Source organism: Nocardia sp. NBC_01327 (assembly GCF_035958815.1).
Lineage (GTDB): Bacteria > Actinomycetota > Actinomycetes > Mycobacteriales > Mycobacteriaceae > Nocardia.
The window spans coordinates 215,863-232,882 of sequence record NZ_CP108383.1; the positions used below are offsets into that span (position 1 = coordinate 215,863).

Genomic DNA, 17,020 nt, shown 5'->3' on the forward strand with positions numbered 1-17,020 from the left:
GTGCGCCACCGTCGCGGCGGTGACGCCATGCTACGCCGAGCCCGGCCGGCAGCGGGTGGTCACTGCCGGCCGGGCCGCGGTTCAGCGGAGGGTGGCGGTGAGGTGCGGGAAGCCCTTCTTCGGGTTCTTGAGCGCCAGATCCCAGCCGCCCGCCACCTGATCGGTGTAGACGTTGACCGTCGACGGCAGGAAGATCGGCTTACCGAATTTCACCGCGTAGGTGGTCTTTTCGGGGATACGACCCTCGATATTGCCGAGGATGTTCGCCGCCGACCACATGCCGTGCGCAATGGGCTTCGGGAATCCGAAGGCCTTGGCGCCCAGGGCGGAGGTGTGGATCGGATTGTGGTCACCGGAGGCCGCCGCGTACCGGGTGATCGTCTTCTGATCGACCCGGATGGTGCGGAACGGCGCCGGCGGCACCTCGTCCGGCTTCGGCTCGGGCTTGGGCCCGCCAGAGAGCGAGGTGCGCTGCTGGTGCAGGAAGGTGGTGACCTGCCGCCACACCAGCTCCCGGCCCACACTCACCTCGGTGACCGCGTCCACGAGCAGACCCTTGGGGTGCTCGCGCAGGTTCTCGATATGGGTCTCGAAATCCAGCGGCTCGGCGACCGAGATCTCCCGGGTCCGCTCGATCACGTTCTCCGCGTGCACCGCGCCGACCGCGACGAACGGGAAGTCGCGGGCGACGACCAGCTGCATGGCGAGCGGGAAGCTGAGCACGAACGGATAGGTCAGCGGCAGTGAATCATTGAACCGCAGCCCGGTCGCCCGGCAGTACGCCGCCAGGTGATCCGGATCGACCTTGAAGCCCTCGAGCCGGACAGTCCGATCGGGCACGGTGGATTTGCGGGCCGACAGCCCGGGCACCGGCACCGCGCCGAGCGCGGCCTTCACGAACAGACTGGTGTTCTTCGGCGCCTCGGTGAGCTTGATGGTCTGGCTCATCATGCTCCGATCAGGCTCTGGCCGCAGACGCGAACGATATTGCCGCTCACCGCATTCGACGCCGGGGAGGCGAAGTAGGCGATGGTCTCGGCGACGTCGACGGTCTGGCCGCCCTGCAGCAGCGAGCTCATCAGGCGGCCGGCCTCACGGGTGGCGAGCGGGATCGCGGCGGTCATGGCGGTCTCGATGAAGCCCGGCGCGACGGCGTTGATGGTGATGCCCTTCTCCGCCAGCTTCGGCGCCTCGGCGTTCACCATGCCGATGACACCGGCCTTGGAGGTGCCGTAGTTGGTCTGGCCGCGGTTGCCCGCGACACCGGCGATGGAGGACACGTCGATGACGCGGCCACCGGACTTGAGCGCGCCCGCGGCCACCAGACCCTCGGTAATGCGGTGCGGCGCAGCCAGGTTCACATTGATGACCGAGTTCCAGCGGCCCTCGTCCATATTCGCGAGCAGCTTGTCGCGGGTGATGCCGGCATTGTGCACGATGATGTCGATGCCGCCGAAGCGCTCGGTGGCGAAGGCGGCCAGCTTCTCGGCGGCGTCGGGGGAGGTGACGTCGAGCGCGAGAGCGGTGCCGCCGACCTTGTTGGCGGTGTCGGACAGCGCTTCTCCGGCGGCCGGGATATCGGCGACGATGACGGTGGCGCCGTCGCGAGCGAACACCTCCGCGATGGTCGCGCCGATGCCGCGCGCGGCGCCGGTGACCACGGCGACCTTGCCCGCGAGGGGCTTGTCCCAGCTGGCCGGGGCGGTGGAGTCGTCCTTGCCGACGCGGAAGACCTGGCCGTCGACGAAGGCCGACTTGGCCGAAAGGATGAAGCGCAGTGTGGATTCCAGGCCGGTGGCGGTGGCCGCGGCCTCCGGGTGCAGGTACACCAGGTTGCCGGTGGCGCCGCGCAGCAGCTCCTTGGCGATCGAGCGGCTGAAGCCCTCGAGGGCGCGCTGCGCGATCTGCTCGTCGACGGTCGCGGTCAGCTCGGGCGTGGTGCCGATGACCAGGACGCGGCCGGACGCGCCGAGGCTGCGCAGGGCGGGCTGGTAGAACTCGAACAGTTGCTGCAGTTCCTCGATGCTGCGAATGCCGGTGGCGTCGAAGACCAGTGCGCCGAGCTTGACGCCCGGGGTGACGGAATCGGCGAAGTCGTAGTCCGACAGCAGGTTTCGCGCGGCGTCGGCGACGCGGCCCTTACCGCCCAGCAGCACCGCACCGGCGAGTGCGGGCTGGCCGGCGACATAGCGGCGCAGGTTCTCCGGCTGCGGCAGGCCCAGCTTGCCCGCGAGGAACGCGCCGGGCGCGGAGTGGATGAACGATCCGTACAGGTTGGGAGCGCCCTTGCTCTTGCTGGCTGCCACTGTTCCTACCTTCTCTGTCTCGGGATTGTCCGTCTCGTACGTCCCGGCCCGGAGCGGTTTCCGCCACAGACGGGGGTACGGTGTCGACAAATGAACTTACTCCAGAGTAAGTTTAATGTAAACCGACCGACGCCGGTCCCGCGGGATCGATGCGAGTACGGAAATCCACCCGACGAGACACTGGAGACTCGAGTGACCACCAAAGCCCGTTCGGCGAAGCCCGCGGCGCAGCCCGCGGACCGGACAGCCAAGACCGCCAAGCAGGCCAAGCCTGTTGCCATCCTCGGCGGCAATCGGATTCCGTTCGCCCGTTCCGATGGCAAGTACGCACACGCCTCCAACCAGGATATGTTCACCGCCGCGCTGAACGGCCTGGTCAGCCGGTTCGGGCTGCAGGGCGAGCGCCTCGGCATGGTTGTCGGCGGCGCTGTCCTCAAGCGCGTCGGCGAGCACGGCATGATCCGCGAGAGCGTGCTCGGCTCCACCCTGTCTCCGTACACCCCGGCCCACGATCTGCAGCTCGCCTGCGGCACCGGCCTGCAGGCCATTCAGACCGTGGCCGACGGAATCGCGCTGGGCCGCTTCGAAGCCGGCGTGGGCGGTGGCACCGACACCACCTCCGACGCCCCCATCGGCGTGAGCGAGAGCATGCGCGAGTGGATGCTCGACGCCAACCGCGCCAAGAACAACAAGGATTACGCCAAGCTGGTCGGCCGCCTGCGCCCGTCCATGGTCGGCATCGAGATCCCGCGCAATGCCGAACCGCGCACCGGGCTGTCGATGGGTGAGCACGCCGCCATCACCGCCAAGGAATTCGGCATCGCCCGCGAGGCCCAGGACGAGCTGGCCTACCTGTCGCACAAGAATATGGCCGCCGCCTACGACCGTGGCTTCTTCGACGACCTCATCACCCCGTTCCTCGGGCTGACCCGGGACGACAACCTGCGTCCCGGCTCGACCATCGAGAAGCTGTCGACCCTGAAGCCGGTCTTCGGCGTCAAGCTCGGCGATGCCACCATGACCGCGGGCAACTCCACCCCGCTGACCGACGGCGCCTCCGCGGTGCTGCTCTCCAGCGACGAGTGGGCCGCCGCGCACAAGCTGTCGCCGCTGGCCTACCTGGTCGACTCCGAGGTCGCCGCGGTCGATTACATCCACGGACCGGACGGGCTGCTCATGGCCCCGACCTACGCCGTGCCGCGCATGCTGGCCCGTAACGGCCTGACGCTGCAGGACTTCGACTACTACGAGATCCACGAGGCCTTCGCCTCCGTGGTGCTCGCCACCCTGCAGGGCTGGGAGTCGGATCAGTACTGCAAGGAGCGTCTGGGCCTGGACGGCGCGCTGGGGTCCATCGACCGCAGCAAGCTGAACGTGAACGGCTCCTCGCTCGCGGCGGGCCACCCGTTCGCCGCGACCGGTGGCCGCATCATCGCCGCCACCGCCAAGCAGCTGGCCGAGAAGGGTGGCGGCCGCGCGCTGGTCTCCATCTGTGCCGCCGGCGGCCAGGGCGTCGTCGCCATCGTGGAGCGCTAGTCACCACTTCGGCTCCCGTACAGGAGCTTTCGCGCCGCTAGACCGGTGTGGGTGATCGAGGGCGGTGCCCGGTTCAGGACGACGAACCGGTGCACCGCCCTCGTATTTCAGGGGATACCGCCCTCGGGTTTCAGGGGATGCCGCCCTCGTGTTTCACGGGAGCAGGTGCAGGGTGCGGGTGGCCAGTTCGGAGATGCGGGTCGTGGTGTGACCGGCCACCGCACTGCGCAGGGTGTCCCCCAGCGGTGCGGTCCACCGTTCCGGGATACGGGCGGCGCCGGTGAGGATTCCGGCCACCGAGCCCGCCGTCGCGCCGTTCGAGTCGGCGTCCCAGCCCGATTCCAGGGTCAGCGTGACGGTGCTGGTGAAATCACCTGCACCCCAGAGCAATCCGGCGGTGATGAGGCAGGCGTTCCCGATCGCATGGAACGGGTTGTAGTGGCCGTCGCGGGTGCGAATCCGGTCCACCGCCTGCTCCCAGGTGCGACCCCGCGCATGATCCTCGACGACCTTCGAAAGCTCCACCGCGAGACGGGATTGCGCGGGAATCACCGCACCCGCCCGCGCCAGCGCCTCGCCGGGATCGCCCGCGGTGAAGGCCGCCGCGATCAGCGCCGCCGCCCACATGGCCGCCCACAGGCCGTTGCCGGTGTGCGATACCGAGGCATCACGCGCGGCCAGCGCGGCCGCGCGCGTCGGAGCGCCGGGGCTGGTGTAGCCGTAGATATCGGCGCGCATGAGCGCACCCGCCCACTCGCGGTAGGGATTTCGGTGCGTGGCGGTTTCGGGCGGGGCGAAGCCGTCGATGAGATTGCGGTAGGCGACCCGTTCGGCGGTATAGGTCCGCAGGAAGGGCAGGCGTTCGAGCCAGAGTGCGCAGACATCGTCGGCCAGGAAATCGGCGCCGTACTGCTCCAGCAGGTGCAGGCCCAGCACGGTGTAGTCCAGTGGCTTGGTCTGCGCGCCGACGGCGCAGCGGCCCAGCCAGCCGCCGTGGATCCGGTCGAACAGTTCGGCGTGGGCGAGATCGGCGAGCGGGATATGCGCTGCCGAATCACGCAGCGCGCCTGAACCATCGGCGGCGGCCGGTTGATCGTCCCATTCGGTGAACGGCCAATCGGCCAGTCGCGGTGCGGATTCGATGCGGTCGAGCAGTCGCCAGCACGCGGCCTCCAGCGGCCGGTCCGACTGCGCGAGGTCGTGCACCTCCTCGTCGAACTCCGCTACCGCATAACCGGATTCGATGCGCTGACACCATTCGTAGTAGAGCAGGGCGCGGGGGTCGGCCTCATGATGACCGAACGCTTCGATGGCAGGCACCGCAGGTCACAGCACCGCTAGGGCGGCGTCCAGCACCTCCGATAGCAGCGGTAGGGATTCATCGCGCTCGGGTGCGCGCGCCCACCAGCGGCCCTCATGGGTGTGGCGGCCTAATCCCGTGGGCAGGATGACATTACTGCGGTGCGGTCCGATATCCACGCTGTTGCGCTCCAACTGTTCGAGGCATTCTTCGGAGGGGTAACCATCGAACATCGCCAGGAAGGTGCGGCGCGGCGGCCGGTCGCGCACCAGCACCGGGCCGGGCACGCCGCGCAGCGTCAATTCGTCGAGTAGCAAGGCGCCCAACGGTTCCGGGGTATTGAGGGCCGCGATCGTATCCACCAGCGGCAGTACCACGAACCCCGGCGTGGTCACGTGCACATGCGGCAACCCGAACAGGGAGCGATACACACTCGCCCATTCCTGTGGGGTCGTCAGCTCGTCCAACCGCACAATCCACCCCTCGTCCGGGCTCTGCTCCAACGACGGCGATGTCGGTTATCAGTCAAAACCGGGCCCGTGCATCCCACCACCGATTTGGGTGAATCGTTCGCAAACTGTGGAGTACTCGCGACGTGCCCGGCGTCGCCAAGTCAGTGTACGAGCAGAATTACCGGGTAGCCTCCCAGTAGAGACAGGCATTCCCACCAGGAGGTTTGTCATGCCCTGCGATTTGATGCTGATCGCCTACGACGGATCCGAGAATGCGCGCCGCGCGGTCGAATACGCCGGGCGCTTCCTGGCCGCCGACCGAGCCGTGGTGCTCACCGCCTGGGAACCCATGGCGCGACAGGCCGCCCGGCTCTCCGGACTGTCGGGCGTGGTGCAACCGGAGTGGATGCCCGACGACGAGATCGAGGACATCGCGTTCGCGGATGCCAAGAACATCAACTCCGAGGGCGTGCGGCTGGCGAAACTCGCCGGACTCAATGCCGAGGCGCGGACCGTCGAATGCACCACCACCATCTGGAACGGCATTGTCGAGGTGGCCGACGAGCTGGATGTGGACATCATCGTGGCGGGCACCCGCGGAGCTACCGGAATCCGCGCGCTGCTGCACTCCAGCGTGGCCGACGCGGTGCTCAAACACTGCCATCGACCGGTGCTGCTGGTGCCGCCGGGCCGGACGCCGGAACCAAAACCGTGAGTGCACAACAACACTGGTCAGACGGTGTGAGGATGAGCACGGCGCGAGTCTGAGATCTGCGTCGCTCTGCGGTTTCGGCTCCGGCGGCGCGGACTATGGTCGGAAGCCATGGACGGATTTCTGCTCGCGACGCCCGCCGGCGTGGTACGCGCCACCGGGACCCGTATCGCCTTCGACGACGCGGGCGCCGCGGCGGCGGCGCTGCGGGCCGGTGATGTGGAGCTGATCGTCGGCGCGCTGCCGTTCGATCCGCGGCGCCGGGCCGCGCTGAGCGCACCCGCGCAGGCCGTCCACACCGCGGGACCGTGGCGACCGGCCGCACTGCCCGCACTGCCGCAGGTGCGGGTCGTCTCCGAAATGCCCAGTGCCGCAGAACATGTAGCGCGGGTGACGAAACTCGTCGAACAGCTCAACGATCCGGGGCAGCCGCTGCGCAAGGTGGTGCTGGCGCGCTCGCTGCTCGCCGAGGCCGATGCGCCGCTGGAGCCGGAGGTGGTCGCCGCGCACCTGGTGACCCGGCATCCGCGCGCGAATGTCTACGCCGTCGACCTCACACCCGCCGGACGGCCCGGCGATACGCTGCTCGGCGCGACGCCCGAGGTGCTGGTGGCACGGCACGGCCGCACCGTCACCCTGAAACCGCTGGCCGGCACGCTGCCGCGGCTCGCCGATCCGGACGCCGACGCCGCGCAGGCACGAGAACTGCTGGCCAGCAGCAAGAATCGCGATGAGCACGCGTATGTCATCGACTGGATCCGGGAACAGCTCACGCCGGTATGCAGCGAACTGCGCATCCCCGACGGGCCCGAACTGCTGCATACGCCCGAGGTATGGCATCTGGCCACACCCATCACCGCGGAATTGCGCGATCCCGGGATCACCGCCCTCGATCTGGCGGTGCTGCTGCACCCCACCCCCGCCATCTGCGGCACTCCCACCGATCTCGCGCTCGACGCCATCAACGACCTCGAGGGCGACCGCGGCTTCTACAGCGGCGCGGTCGGCTGGTGCGACGCCCGCGGCGACGGTGAATGGGTGGTCGCCATCCGCTGCGCCGAACTCTCCGCCGACGGCCGCTCGCTGCGCGCGTTCGGCGGCGGCGGCATCGTCGCGGCCTCCGATCCGCAGGCCGAACTGGTGGAAACCACCGCCAAACTGCGTACGTTCCTCAACGGGTTGCAGTGCGCGGTGCCGGAGTAACAAACGGCCGTCGTTCGGCCACAAACGGGTTCACGCCCCTAACCGATCCCGCCCCGGCACTCCAGCATCACCCGCCCCAAGTTCGCGGCCCGGCTCGGTCTGGACTGAGTGGAGCGGGGGAGCGAAGCGGAGGAGCGGAGGGAGGGAAGACCGAGCTAGCAGGGCCGCGAACCCGCCCGGAGCGAAGCGGAGGGCCAAAGGCAGAGCCCACCTGCTAGGTTTGCTCGAGTTACGCATGCGTCGATGTATGGGAGTACCGCGATGAAGTTTGCCGTCCCTGGTGTAGCGAGCGCTGCCGGCGGAGCCTTGATCGGGCTGGCTGCGGTCCTGGTCATCACGATGGCTGCGTCGCAGGACAAGCGCCCGGACATCGACCGGAGCGGCGACGCCGGCTCATCGCTGCTCAACAACGTTGATTACGGCGCGCGCTGACCGGCTGACCTCCGATCCTGCCGCCGCGACCGGTCCGTTCGGAGACCGGTCGCCGAATATCGAACCGCTGGGCCGCCGCTGGCTGCTCGGCACCATTGTCGCCGCCTTCCTGCTGACCTTCCTGCAGGCTCCCGGCCTCACCGTGGCCGATACCAAATACGACCTGGCCCAGAATCCGCTCGGCTTCCTCACCCGCGCCGCGCACCTGTGGAGTAGCCAGGCCCCGATGGGTCAGGTGCAGAACCAGGCCTACGGATACTTCTTCCCGCACGGCGCGTTCTTCTCCCTCGGCCATCTGCTCGGCCTGCCCGCCTGGATCACCCAGCGCATCTGGTGGGCGCTGCTGCTGCTGGCCGGCTTCTGGGGCATCATCCGCCTCTGCGAAGCCCTCGGCATCGGCAGCCGCGGCTCCCGCATCATCGCCGCCATCGCCTTCGCCCTCTCCCCCCGCGTCCTCACCACCCTCGGCTCCATCTCCTCCGAAACCCTCCCGATGATGTTGGCGCCCTGGGTCTTGCTCGCCCCGGCCGCCCTCGGAGCCGCGATAACCCGCCGCCGCACCGCCGGCGACAACCCCTCGACCCGCGAAAACACCTCAGCGCCAAGCGGCCTCGCAGCAGGGGCTCGCCAGATGTGGCACGGCATCATCCATCGGCGGCCGGGCGACCCGGCCTCGGCGGCGGCGAAGCCGAGGGCGGCCGAGGCGAACGGCGCGCGGGCCCACGCTTCCGCAGCTGCTCCGGCAGCCGGCGCGGATGTCTCTGTGTCCGATGGTGGCCGGGTAGTGCGGTGGTGGCGCGGATTCCTGGCCGGCGGGGGTCAGGGATTGCGGGGGGCGGCTACTCCTGCCGGGAGCGCAATGGCGCTGGCGCTCATGGGGTCTGTGAATGCGGTGGCCACGGCGGCCGCGTTCTTGCCCGCGGCGCTGTGGTGGGTGTCGTATCGGCCCAATCGGGCGTGGTGGCGGTTCACGCGGGTGTGGATTCCGATGTTGGTGCTGGCCACGTTCTGGTGGGTGGTGCCACTGCTGTTGCTGGGCAAGGTGAGTCCGCCGTTCCTGGACTTCATCGAATCGTCCGGGGTGACCACGCAGTGGGCGTCGCTCGGGGAGGTGCTGCGGGGGACCGACAGTTGGACGCCGTTCGTCTCTCCGGAGCGGATCGCGGGTGCGGTGCTGGTGACGCAGCCTGCTGCGGTGCTGGCCACCGGGCTGCTGGCGGCCGCGGGGATCGCCGGGCTGGCCATGCGGTCCATGCCCAGCCGGGGGCGGCTCGTACTGATTCTGTGTGTGGGACTGGTCGGAATCTGCGCCGGCTATGCCGGGGATCTGGGTGGGCCGTTCGCGGAGCAGGTGCGGACCTTCCTCGACTCCGGCGGTGCGCCGCTGCGCAATGTGCACAAGCTGGAGCCGCTCATCCGGCTGCCGCTCGTGCTCGGGCTGGCACATCTGCTGAGCCGGGTGCCGCTGCCCGCCTCGGTGCCGATGCCGGTGTGGCGCAGGGCATTCGCACATCCCGAACGCGATCGCATGGTGGCGGTCGGCGCGCTGATCCTGACGGCGCTGGCACTGTCGACCTCGCTGGCCTGGACCGGGAAGCTCGCGCCGAGCGGTGCGTACGAGAAGGTCCCGGGCTACTGGCAGCAGACGGCGGATTGGCTGGCGCACAATGCCTCCGGCACCCGGGCGCTGGTGGTGCCGGGCGCGCCCTTCGCCAGTCAGATATGGGGCCTGACACGCGACGAACCGCTGCAAGCCCTGGCGAGTACACCCTGGGCGATCCGAGATTCGGTGCCGCTCAACCCACCCGGCGCGATTCGGGCCATGGATTCGGTACAGCGGCTCATCGCCGACGGGCGGCCCTCGGTGGGGCTCGCGGCCACGCTCACCGATCAGGGCATCGGAATCCTGGTGCTGCGCAATGATCTCGACCCGGAGACCTCACGGTCCACCCGTCCCATGCTCGCGCACCGCGCCATCGAAGGTTCACCGGGACTGAGCAAAATCGCGGAATTCGGCGATCCGATCGAGACCGGGCATGTGGACGGTCTGGTCGCGGACGCGGATCTGCGGCCCAGCTATCCGGCCATCGAGATCTACCGCGTCGCGGGTAGGGCACTCGGCACGCCGACCGAACTGCGCAGCGGAGTCGGCGCGCCAGATTCGTTCCCGGGCGCGTACACCGTTCCGCTGGACAGTGTTCCGGTGGTGCAGGGCGGGCCGGAGGCGCTGGAACGATTGCGGCGCAATCCCGCAACACCCAGCGGGCCGACCCTGCTGGCCGCCGATGCGGCGCAGGCGGGACTGCCGACGGATGGGGTCACAATTACCGACACACCGATGGATCGGGAAACCGACTTCGGGCGCGTCGACAACCACAATTCGGCATTGCGCGCGCCGGGCGATCCCCGGCGCACCCACAATCTGGTGCCCGACTATCCGGTGCCCGGGGCGCCGCTGGTGGAGGGCGAATGGTCCGGCGCGACCGTCACCGTCTCCAGTTCCGCGGCCGATGCCACGCAGCTGGGCGGGGCCGCACCGGGCAGTTCGACCGCCGCGGTGGTGGACGGGGATCCGTCCACGGCCTGGATCAGCAATGGCACCGAACACGCACTGGGCCAATGGCTTCGACTGGATCTGGACAAGCCGGTCAGCTCGGCCGTGCTGCATGTGACCACCAGCGGCGCCGCCATCGGCAGCCCCGTGAAGTGGCTGGAGGTGGCCACCGCCAAGGGCACCGTCGCCGCGCGCATCAGCGAACCCGGGGTGTCGGTGCCGGTCGCACTGCCGCCCGGTAAGACCGATTGGGTGAAGATCACCGCCGCCAGCACCGAGAACGGCAGCAGCGGTGGGCAATTCGGCATCAGCGAACTGAGTCTGGACAATTACGCGGACCGGGATAATCCGGTCACCGTGGATATCCGGCATCGCACCGTCCTGCCGGCCACACCCGCCGGTGCGCAGGTGCGGGGCTGGGATCTGGGCCAGGAATTCCCCGGCCGCAGTTCCTGTTTCGACTCCCCCGATCGGGTGCGCTGCAGTAAGGCATTGGCGCTGTCCGCCGAGGAACCGGGCCTGTTCGAGCGCACCCTGACCGTGCCGCAACCCCTCACCGTGACACCGGATCTGCTCGTCCGCGCACGGCCCGGACCGGCCCTGGACAACCTGCTCACCGATCACGACCGCCCCGCCGCGCACGGTCAGGCCGATGTCGCCGACCCGCGCGGCTCCGCCCTCGCCGCCACCGACGGCGATCCACGCACCAGCTGGACCGCGCCGGAGACCACGGTCCGCGAAAAGACCGGCGGCAAACCCACACTCACCATCGACCTGCCCGGGCCCACCCTGGTGACGGGCCTGGAAGTGGCGCCCGCCCTGGGTGATCTGCCCGCCCACCCGACCGCCCTCTCGGTGAACCTCGGCGACGGCCCGCAGGTCCGCACCGTCGACCCCGCCTCCGGCGTCGCCACCCGCATCGAACTGCACCCGCACGTCACCGACCGCATCGAGCTCAGCATCCAGTCGTGGGATCCCGTACTCGACCAGACTGCACTGGGTTTCGCACAGGAACAACCCCCCGGCCTCGCCGAAGTAATCGTCCTGGGCCCCGACTACCCGGCCCCCGCACCACCCGACCGCCTCCTCACCATCGACTGCGACCACGGCCCCACCCTCGCCGCCGCCGGCCGCCTGCTGCACACCACGATCACCGCCACCGCCGCCGAATTACGCTCCGGCGCACCGATTCCCGCCACGGTCTGCGCCGAGGACAGCACCACACCCGCAGACAGCAGCACCGGACCGCACGACAATCGCGTTCCGAACGGCGACTCTGCCGATCCGAACGGCGACTCGAGCGGCACCGCAACCACATTCGATCTGCCGACCGGGCCCATCGACGTCACCGTCGCCCCGACCGACCTGTTCAGCGTCGATGAGCTGCGCTTGAACCGAACCGCATCGGCTGCGGACGCCCCGGCGACTGCCGCCGGTACAGCGGCTCCCGGAAGCCCTGCGGCCCAGGCGGATCCGGCCCCCGGTGGAGCACCATCGAGCAGCGTGGCGGGTACCGCATCGGCTGGAGTGCGTGCACCTGCGGGGACTCAGCTGCTGGTGCTGCCGCTGAGCACGAATGTCGGCTGGCGGGCCGTGACTGCCGACGGGCACGTGTTGAAGCCGGTGGTGATCGACGGATGGCAGCAGGCGTGGTTGGTGCCGCCGGGGACCAAGGGGCCGTTCACCCTCGAGTTCCCGGCCGATCGGTGGTATCGGGTCGCGATCTTCGGCGGGTTGCTGCTCCTGATTCCCCTTGTGGTGCTGGCTTTCCGGAGCGCCCGCACGCCGGTCCGGGCGGACGGTCCCGCGCCGCGGACGTGGCGCAGTCGCACCGTGGGCGCGGCCGGGCTGGCCGTCGCGGCGGGGCTGATCGCCGGTCCGACCGGAATCGTGCTCACCGCACTGGGATTGGTCGCGGCGTATTTCCGGCCGCGGGAGTGGTCGCGAGTACTCGTCGCGATCGCCTTTGCGGGAACGGCGATTTCCGCTGCCGCGCTCTCCACCGGTCCGTGGCGTTCACCCGAGGGGTACATGGGCGCCTCGCTGTGGGTGCAGTTCCCCGCGCTCGTCGCGATTGTCGCGCTGGGTCTTTCCGCGCTGCCGTCGCGCCGGGACTGAATTCAGCCGACGCGGCGGCGCATCCACTGCCGCACCGGCTCTTCGACGAGCGCGAAACTGGCGGCGGCCAGCGGCAGGGTGAACGCCAGGGTCAGCACATAGACCAGCACGAAATGCCCGCGGAACGGAATGATGCCGAAGACCGGGAAGATGATCGACAGTACGGCCAGATGCCAGATGAAGATTCCGAACGACCAGCGGCCCAGGGTCGCGGCGGTGCGGCTCTCCAGCCATCGATGCCGGATATCGGGCCGCAGCACCAGCGGGGCCAGCAGGCTGAATCCGATGACCGCGCCCAGCAGCGTCTTCATGACGTACTGCCAGGGTTCGCCGTGCTTGAGCCCCTCCGGACCACCCAGATCGGTCGCGGCCAGCAGCATGGCGGCCACCGCCAGCGGCCACATCAGCCAGCGATTACCGGCGATGCGCCGCCAGTGCGGCGCCTCGAGATCGATGAGCTCGGCCAGCAGCATCCCCATGGCGAACCACGGCAGATATCCCGGCAGCCAATTGTCGGCGTGAATCGCCTCCGGCGTGGGGACCGGAATGAAATTCCAGCCCAGGAAGACGAAGGCCAGCCCGAGTATCACCGGCACCCGCCACCGCGCTCGCGCCCCGCGCAACCACACCATGGCGAAAGCCAGCAGCGGCAGCACCGCGTAGAAGGCCACCTCGACCGACAGACTCCACATCTGGGTGAGCCCGTCGGTGAGGGTGTAGGGCACGAAGACCTGCGTCAATGCGAGATTGGACAGCCACACTCGCAGTCCCGCGGTATGCGCGGCGTTCGGCAGCAGAATCAGCACCGTGCACACCACAACCCAGTAGGCGGGCAGGATGCGGGCGGCGCGATGCAGCAGATATCGACCGGCCGGAGGCGAAGCGCCGAGCCCCCGCGCGGCCGCGGCATGCGGACGCCACAGCAGGAATCCGGAGAGCACGAAGAAAACCGCGACCGCCATATCGAAGCGCTCGAGCACCCGGCCGATCACCGGATAACCCGCGGCGCCGGTTTGGAACGCCACGTGCGTGAGCATGACGCCGAGTGCGGCGAGCGCGCGCATGCCCTCCAGCGCGGGCACGAAAACGCCGGGGCGGCGGACGGATCGGGCATCGAGGTCCGCACTCGCCTCGGGTGAGGCGGCCGCCCGGACCGGCGGAACCGGTTCGGAGGGCGGGTGCAGAGTCGCTGTCATCGTGTCCAGTTTGCCTTGTCGCATGGATGTGTGATCACCCCGTGTTTGACTTCCGGCCGTTTCGCGATATTTTCCCGCCTCGGCGAGACTCTTCCGGGCCCTGGACTGTTAGTGTCGGGGCTCACGAGTGCTGTGCGGCGACCACAGTACTAATCGGAATGACCTGTTCGACGACGAGGAGAACCTGCATGGCACTGAGTGCCGGTACCAGAAGGACGGTGGCCTGCCTGCTCGTGGGGCTGGGTGCATTGCTGCTCGTCGCCGCGATCATGATCCCCACCTACACGGTGAGCCGTCTCGCGAAAACCCCGCTTGACCTGGAGATCACGACCGTCGCGACCAACGTCCCAGGAGCGCCCAGCGAAGTCCTCGACTCCAAGTCGCTGACCTCACCGACCGGTGCGGCCAAGGTCGACACCAACGTTCCGCTGTTCTCACAGCGCTTCCTCACCGTCGAAGATCCGTCGGACGCCTCGGAAATGACCATTCAGGCCGGTCAGACCCTGCGGCGCACGGATAAGCAGGGCGACACCGGCCTGCTGACCGCCCTCGTCGACCGCGTCACCATCGATCGCAAGAACGGCATGCCCGTCGATGCCGTCGACGGCGGCCCCAACGGCTCGATCGCCGCGACCGTCGACAAGAAGGGTGCGGCAGTTATGGAACCGGTGCAGCACACCGGACTGCAGTACCGCTTCCCGATCGGCACCGACAAGAAGACGTACCCGTACTTCGACGTCAATGTGCGCAAGACCTTCGACATCAATTTCGTCGAAGAGACCGAGATCAATGACATGAAGGTCTACCACTTCCAGCAGACCATCCCCGTCACCGATCTCTCCACCGTCGTCAACTCCCCCACCAACAAGCTCGCGCTGCCCGCCGAGAAGTGGGGCGTGGACGGCGGAGACACCCCGATCACCATGACCCGCTTCTACACCAACACGCGTGACGTGTGGGTGGAGCCGAAGACCGGCACGGTCATCAAGGGTGGCGAGCAGATCCACCAGTTCTACGCGCGCGATGCCGCCAAGCCCGAGGTCACCGTCCTCAACGCGCACCTGGTCTTCGATGAGAACACCATCGAATCGCAGATCTCCGTGGCCAAGACGAATATCGACAAGCTGTCGCTCTACGGCCGCACGCTGCCGATCGTGTTCGGCATCCTCGGCGCCATCGCCCTGATCGCCGGCCTGGTCATCGGCCTGCTCGGCGGTAATGGCAACGGCGGCACCCCCGTCCGCCGCGTCTCCCCCGCCGCCGGTGGTCCGGCTCCCGGTGGTCCCGCGCCCGGCGCCACGTTCCCCTCGAACCCTCCGCAGGGCCGAGTGGACCATTTCGCCGACGCCCCCACCCAGCAGATCGACATCAGCAAGACGCAACAGATCGACATGGACAAGAATCCCTGATCGGATTCGTCCCAGCGGCCCCGCACCTGCGAAAGGTGCGGGGCCGCTCCCGTTTCCGACCTCGGCGCGCATCCCCGCACTCGCTGCCGGAGGTCCCACCCGACCGCACAGCCCGCATCCGAACTTCACAGCCGCTACCTAGGTGTGCGGCACGGACGTGGGCTGTGCGGTTACCCCGAGGGTGAGGTTCCGGCGGAGTCGGGTGCGGTGTTGTGACTTCGGCGAGGCAGAGCCTTTCGGGCGCGAGGCGGATGTGGAACGGGGTGGGAGGGGAGCGGCGGGAGGGGGATGGGAGCATTGCGGGCGTGTCCGTTGTACGTCGTCTACCCGTGGTCGCGGACCTGACGTTGGTGACGGCGGGGGCCATGACGGCGAATGTGGCGGGGTATCTGCTGCAGTTGCTGGCCAGTCGGTGGCTGGGGGTTACCGGATACAGCTCGTTCGCGAGTCTGCTCGCGGTGCAGCTGCTGTGCGCGGTGCCCGCTCTGGCATTGCAGAACGTGGTGGCGCGCGAGATCGTGCGCGGGGCGAGTGTTGCGGCGGCGCGGGGGCTGGCGCTGCGATGTGCGGGACTGGTCGCGGTGGTGGCCGTGCCGCTGATTCCCCTGGTGAGTGCGGTGCTGTCGGTGAGCTTCGCGGCCTCGGCCGCCGCGCTGTGCGCCGCGCCCGTGCTGGTGCTGCTCTCCGGTGAGCAGGGGATATTGCAGGGGCGCAGCCGATTCCGCGAGTTGGCCATTGTGCTCGGCGGGGCCGGAATGGCGCGGGTGACACCAGCGGTGGTGGTTCTCGCGGCGGGTGGGGCAACCACAGCCGCACTGTGGGCTGCCGCAGCCGGAATCGCTGTCGCGGCACTCGGTGCCCGCCGGATGACGGACCTCACCGAGACTCGCACTGCCGATTTCGTGCGGACCATCGCGCCCGCCCCCAGCGGCGGCGCGACGTCCAGCACAACGGTTTTCGACGGTGCGGCCACGTCCAACGCACCGGCACTCGACACTGCGGGTGCCTCCGGCTCACCAGTTCGCGAAAGTGTGCCGACCTCTAACTCCCCGGTTCTCGAGGGTGCGGGAGCTACTGGTGTGGCGGGTCTCGATGGTGGCGCAGCCGTTCTAGATCCGGCTGGGGCTCGGGGTGGGGTGGGTCTTGCGGGGCGGGTGCGGGGGTATGTGGGTGGGGTCGGTCCGGTGTTCCGGGCGGTGCAGGTGCAGGCGGCGCTGATGGCCCTGTCGGCGGCGGATTTGATTGTTTCGCGAATCGTGCTCAGCGAGAGCGATGCTGGGCGGTACGCGCTGGGTGCCATTGCCGCGAAGATCGCGTTCTGGCTGCCGCAGGCGGTGGGGGTGGTGCTATATCCGCGGATGGCGCAGCCGCAGCATTCCGCGCGGGCTGTGCGGTCGGCGCTCGCCGTACTGGTGGGGGTCGGGGCGGTGGCGGTGGCGGGTGCGGCGGTGGCGGCGCCGCTCGCGCCGATGCTCGCCGGGCACGATTACGCGCCGGTGCAGGGACTGCTGTGGATGTTCGCGCTCAATGGCGCACTGCTCGCGGTGCTGCAGGGTGCGCTGCTGTCCGCCATCGCGGCGGATCGGACGGCTCCGGCCGCCATCACCTGGCTGGGTCTGGCTGTGGGCGTGGGCGTCATGCTGACCTGCACGCATTCGGTGTCGAGCTTGATCATGGTCGCGACAGCCGCGTCCGCGGTCACCACCCTCGTCATTACGATCCTCGCCTTGCGCACCGCGCGGGAAGCGGGCGAAAGGGCTTCGAGCGTCCCCGGTTTCGGTGCGAGCGGCGCATAGGGTGCC

General features: G+C 68.9%; 12 protein-coding genes. 7 read left to right on the plus strand and 5 right to left on the minus strand.

The features are described 5' to 3' along the window. Positions 1-81 precede the first annotated feature (81 nt). Together OG326_RS00910 and OG326_RS00915 are read right to left on the minus strand one after the other, a co-directional pair. Positions 82-951, minus strand: coding sequence for a MaoC family dehydratase (locus OG326_RS00910; protein WP_327142729.1), 870 nt, complete (start codon positions 949-951; stop codon positions 82-84). Beyond that, positions 948-2,306: a 3-oxoacyl-ACP reductase gene (locus tag OG326_RS00915; RefSeq protein WP_327142730.1), complete on the minus strand. Its 1,359-nt coding sequence runs from the start codon at positions 2,304-2,306 to the stop codon at positions 948-950. The genes OG326_RS00910 and OG326_RS00915 overlap by 4 nt, the downstream gene beginning before the upstream one ends. Positions 2,307-2,498: 192 nt before the next feature. On the opposite strand from OG326_RS00915, the gene OG326_RS00920 reads away from it, so the two are divergent. After that, complete coding sequence (locus OG326_RS00920) at positions 2,499-3,842, plus strand: acetyl-CoA C-acetyltransferase (RefSeq protein ID WP_327142731.1); 1,344 nt, start codon at positions 2,499-2,501, stop codon at positions 3,840-3,842. Positions 3,843-3,995: 153 nt separating this feature from the next. Here OG326_RS00920 and OG326_RS00925 read toward each other — a convergent pair whose 3' ends face one another. Together OG326_RS00925 and OG326_RS00930 are read right to left on the minus strand one after the other, a co-directional pair. Further along, positions 3,996-5,162, minus strand: a complete 1,167-nt coding sequence (locus tag OG326_RS00925; RefSeq protein WP_327142732.1) for an ADP-ribosylglycohydrolase family protein — start codon at positions 5,160-5,162, stop codon at positions 3,996-3,998. 6 nt (positions 5,163-5,168) lie between these two features. Continuing rightward, positions 5,169-5,609, minus strand: coding sequence for a hypothetical protein (locus tag OG326_RS00930; protein ID WP_327142733.1), 441 nt, complete (start codon positions 5,607-5,609; stop codon positions 5,169-5,171). Positions 5,610-5,823: 214 nt separating this feature from the next. On the opposite strand from OG326_RS00930, the gene OG326_RS00935 reads away from it, so the two are divergent. The 4 genes from OG326_RS00935 to OG326_RS00950 all read left to right on the plus strand — a co-directional run bounded on the left by OG326_RS00935 (position 5,824) and on the right by OG326_RS00950 (position 12,613). Further along, on the plus strand, positions 5,824-6,309 hold the full coding sequence (locus tag OG326_RS00935) for a universal stress protein (protein ID WP_327142734.1): 486 nt from the start codon (positions 5,824-5,826) through the stop codon (positions 6,307-6,309). A 108-nt stretch (positions 6,310-6,417) separates the two neighbouring features. Next, entirely contained in the window at positions 6,418-7,509 is a 1,092-nt protein-coding gene (locus tag OG326_RS00940; RefSeq protein ID WP_327142735.1) for an isochorismate synthase, read from the plus strand. A 261-nt stretch (positions 7,510-7,770) separates the two neighbouring features. Continuing rightward, positions 7,771-7,941, plus strand: a complete 171-nt coding sequence (locus tag OG326_RS00945; RefSeq protein ID WP_297628719.1) for a DUF2613 domain-containing protein — start codon at positions 7,771-7,773, stop codon at positions 7,939-7,941. Between the two features lie 4 nt (positions 7,942-7,945). Further along, on the plus strand, positions 7,946-12,613 hold the full coding sequence (locus OG326_RS00950) for an alpha-(1->3)-arabinofuranosyltransferase (protein ID WP_442790988.1): 4,668 nt from the start codon (positions 7,946-7,948) through the stop codon (positions 12,611-12,613). 2 nt (positions 12,614-12,615) lie between these two features. On the opposite strand, the gene OG326_RS00955 is transcribed toward OG326_RS00950, so the two are convergent. After that, positions 12,616-13,809, minus strand: coding sequence for an acyltransferase family protein (locus OG326_RS00955; protein WP_327142736.1), 1,194 nt, complete (start codon positions 13,807-13,809; stop codon positions 12,616-12,618). 188 nt (positions 13,810-13,997) lie between these two features. On the opposite strand from OG326_RS00955, the gene OG326_RS00960 reads away from it, so the two are divergent. After that, positions 13,998-15,218, plus strand: a complete 1,221-nt coding sequence (locus OG326_RS00960; RefSeq protein ID WP_327142737.1) for a DUF3068 domain-containing protein — start codon at positions 13,998-14,000, stop codon at positions 15,216-15,218. Positions 15,219-15,583: 365 nt separating this feature from the next. Next, on the plus strand, positions 15,584-17,014 hold the full coding sequence (locus OG326_RS00965) for a polysaccharide biosynthesis protein (protein WP_327146314.1): 1,431 nt from the start codon (positions 15,584-15,586) through the stop codon (positions 17,012-17,014). Positions 17,015-17,020: the final 6 nt, after the last annotated feature.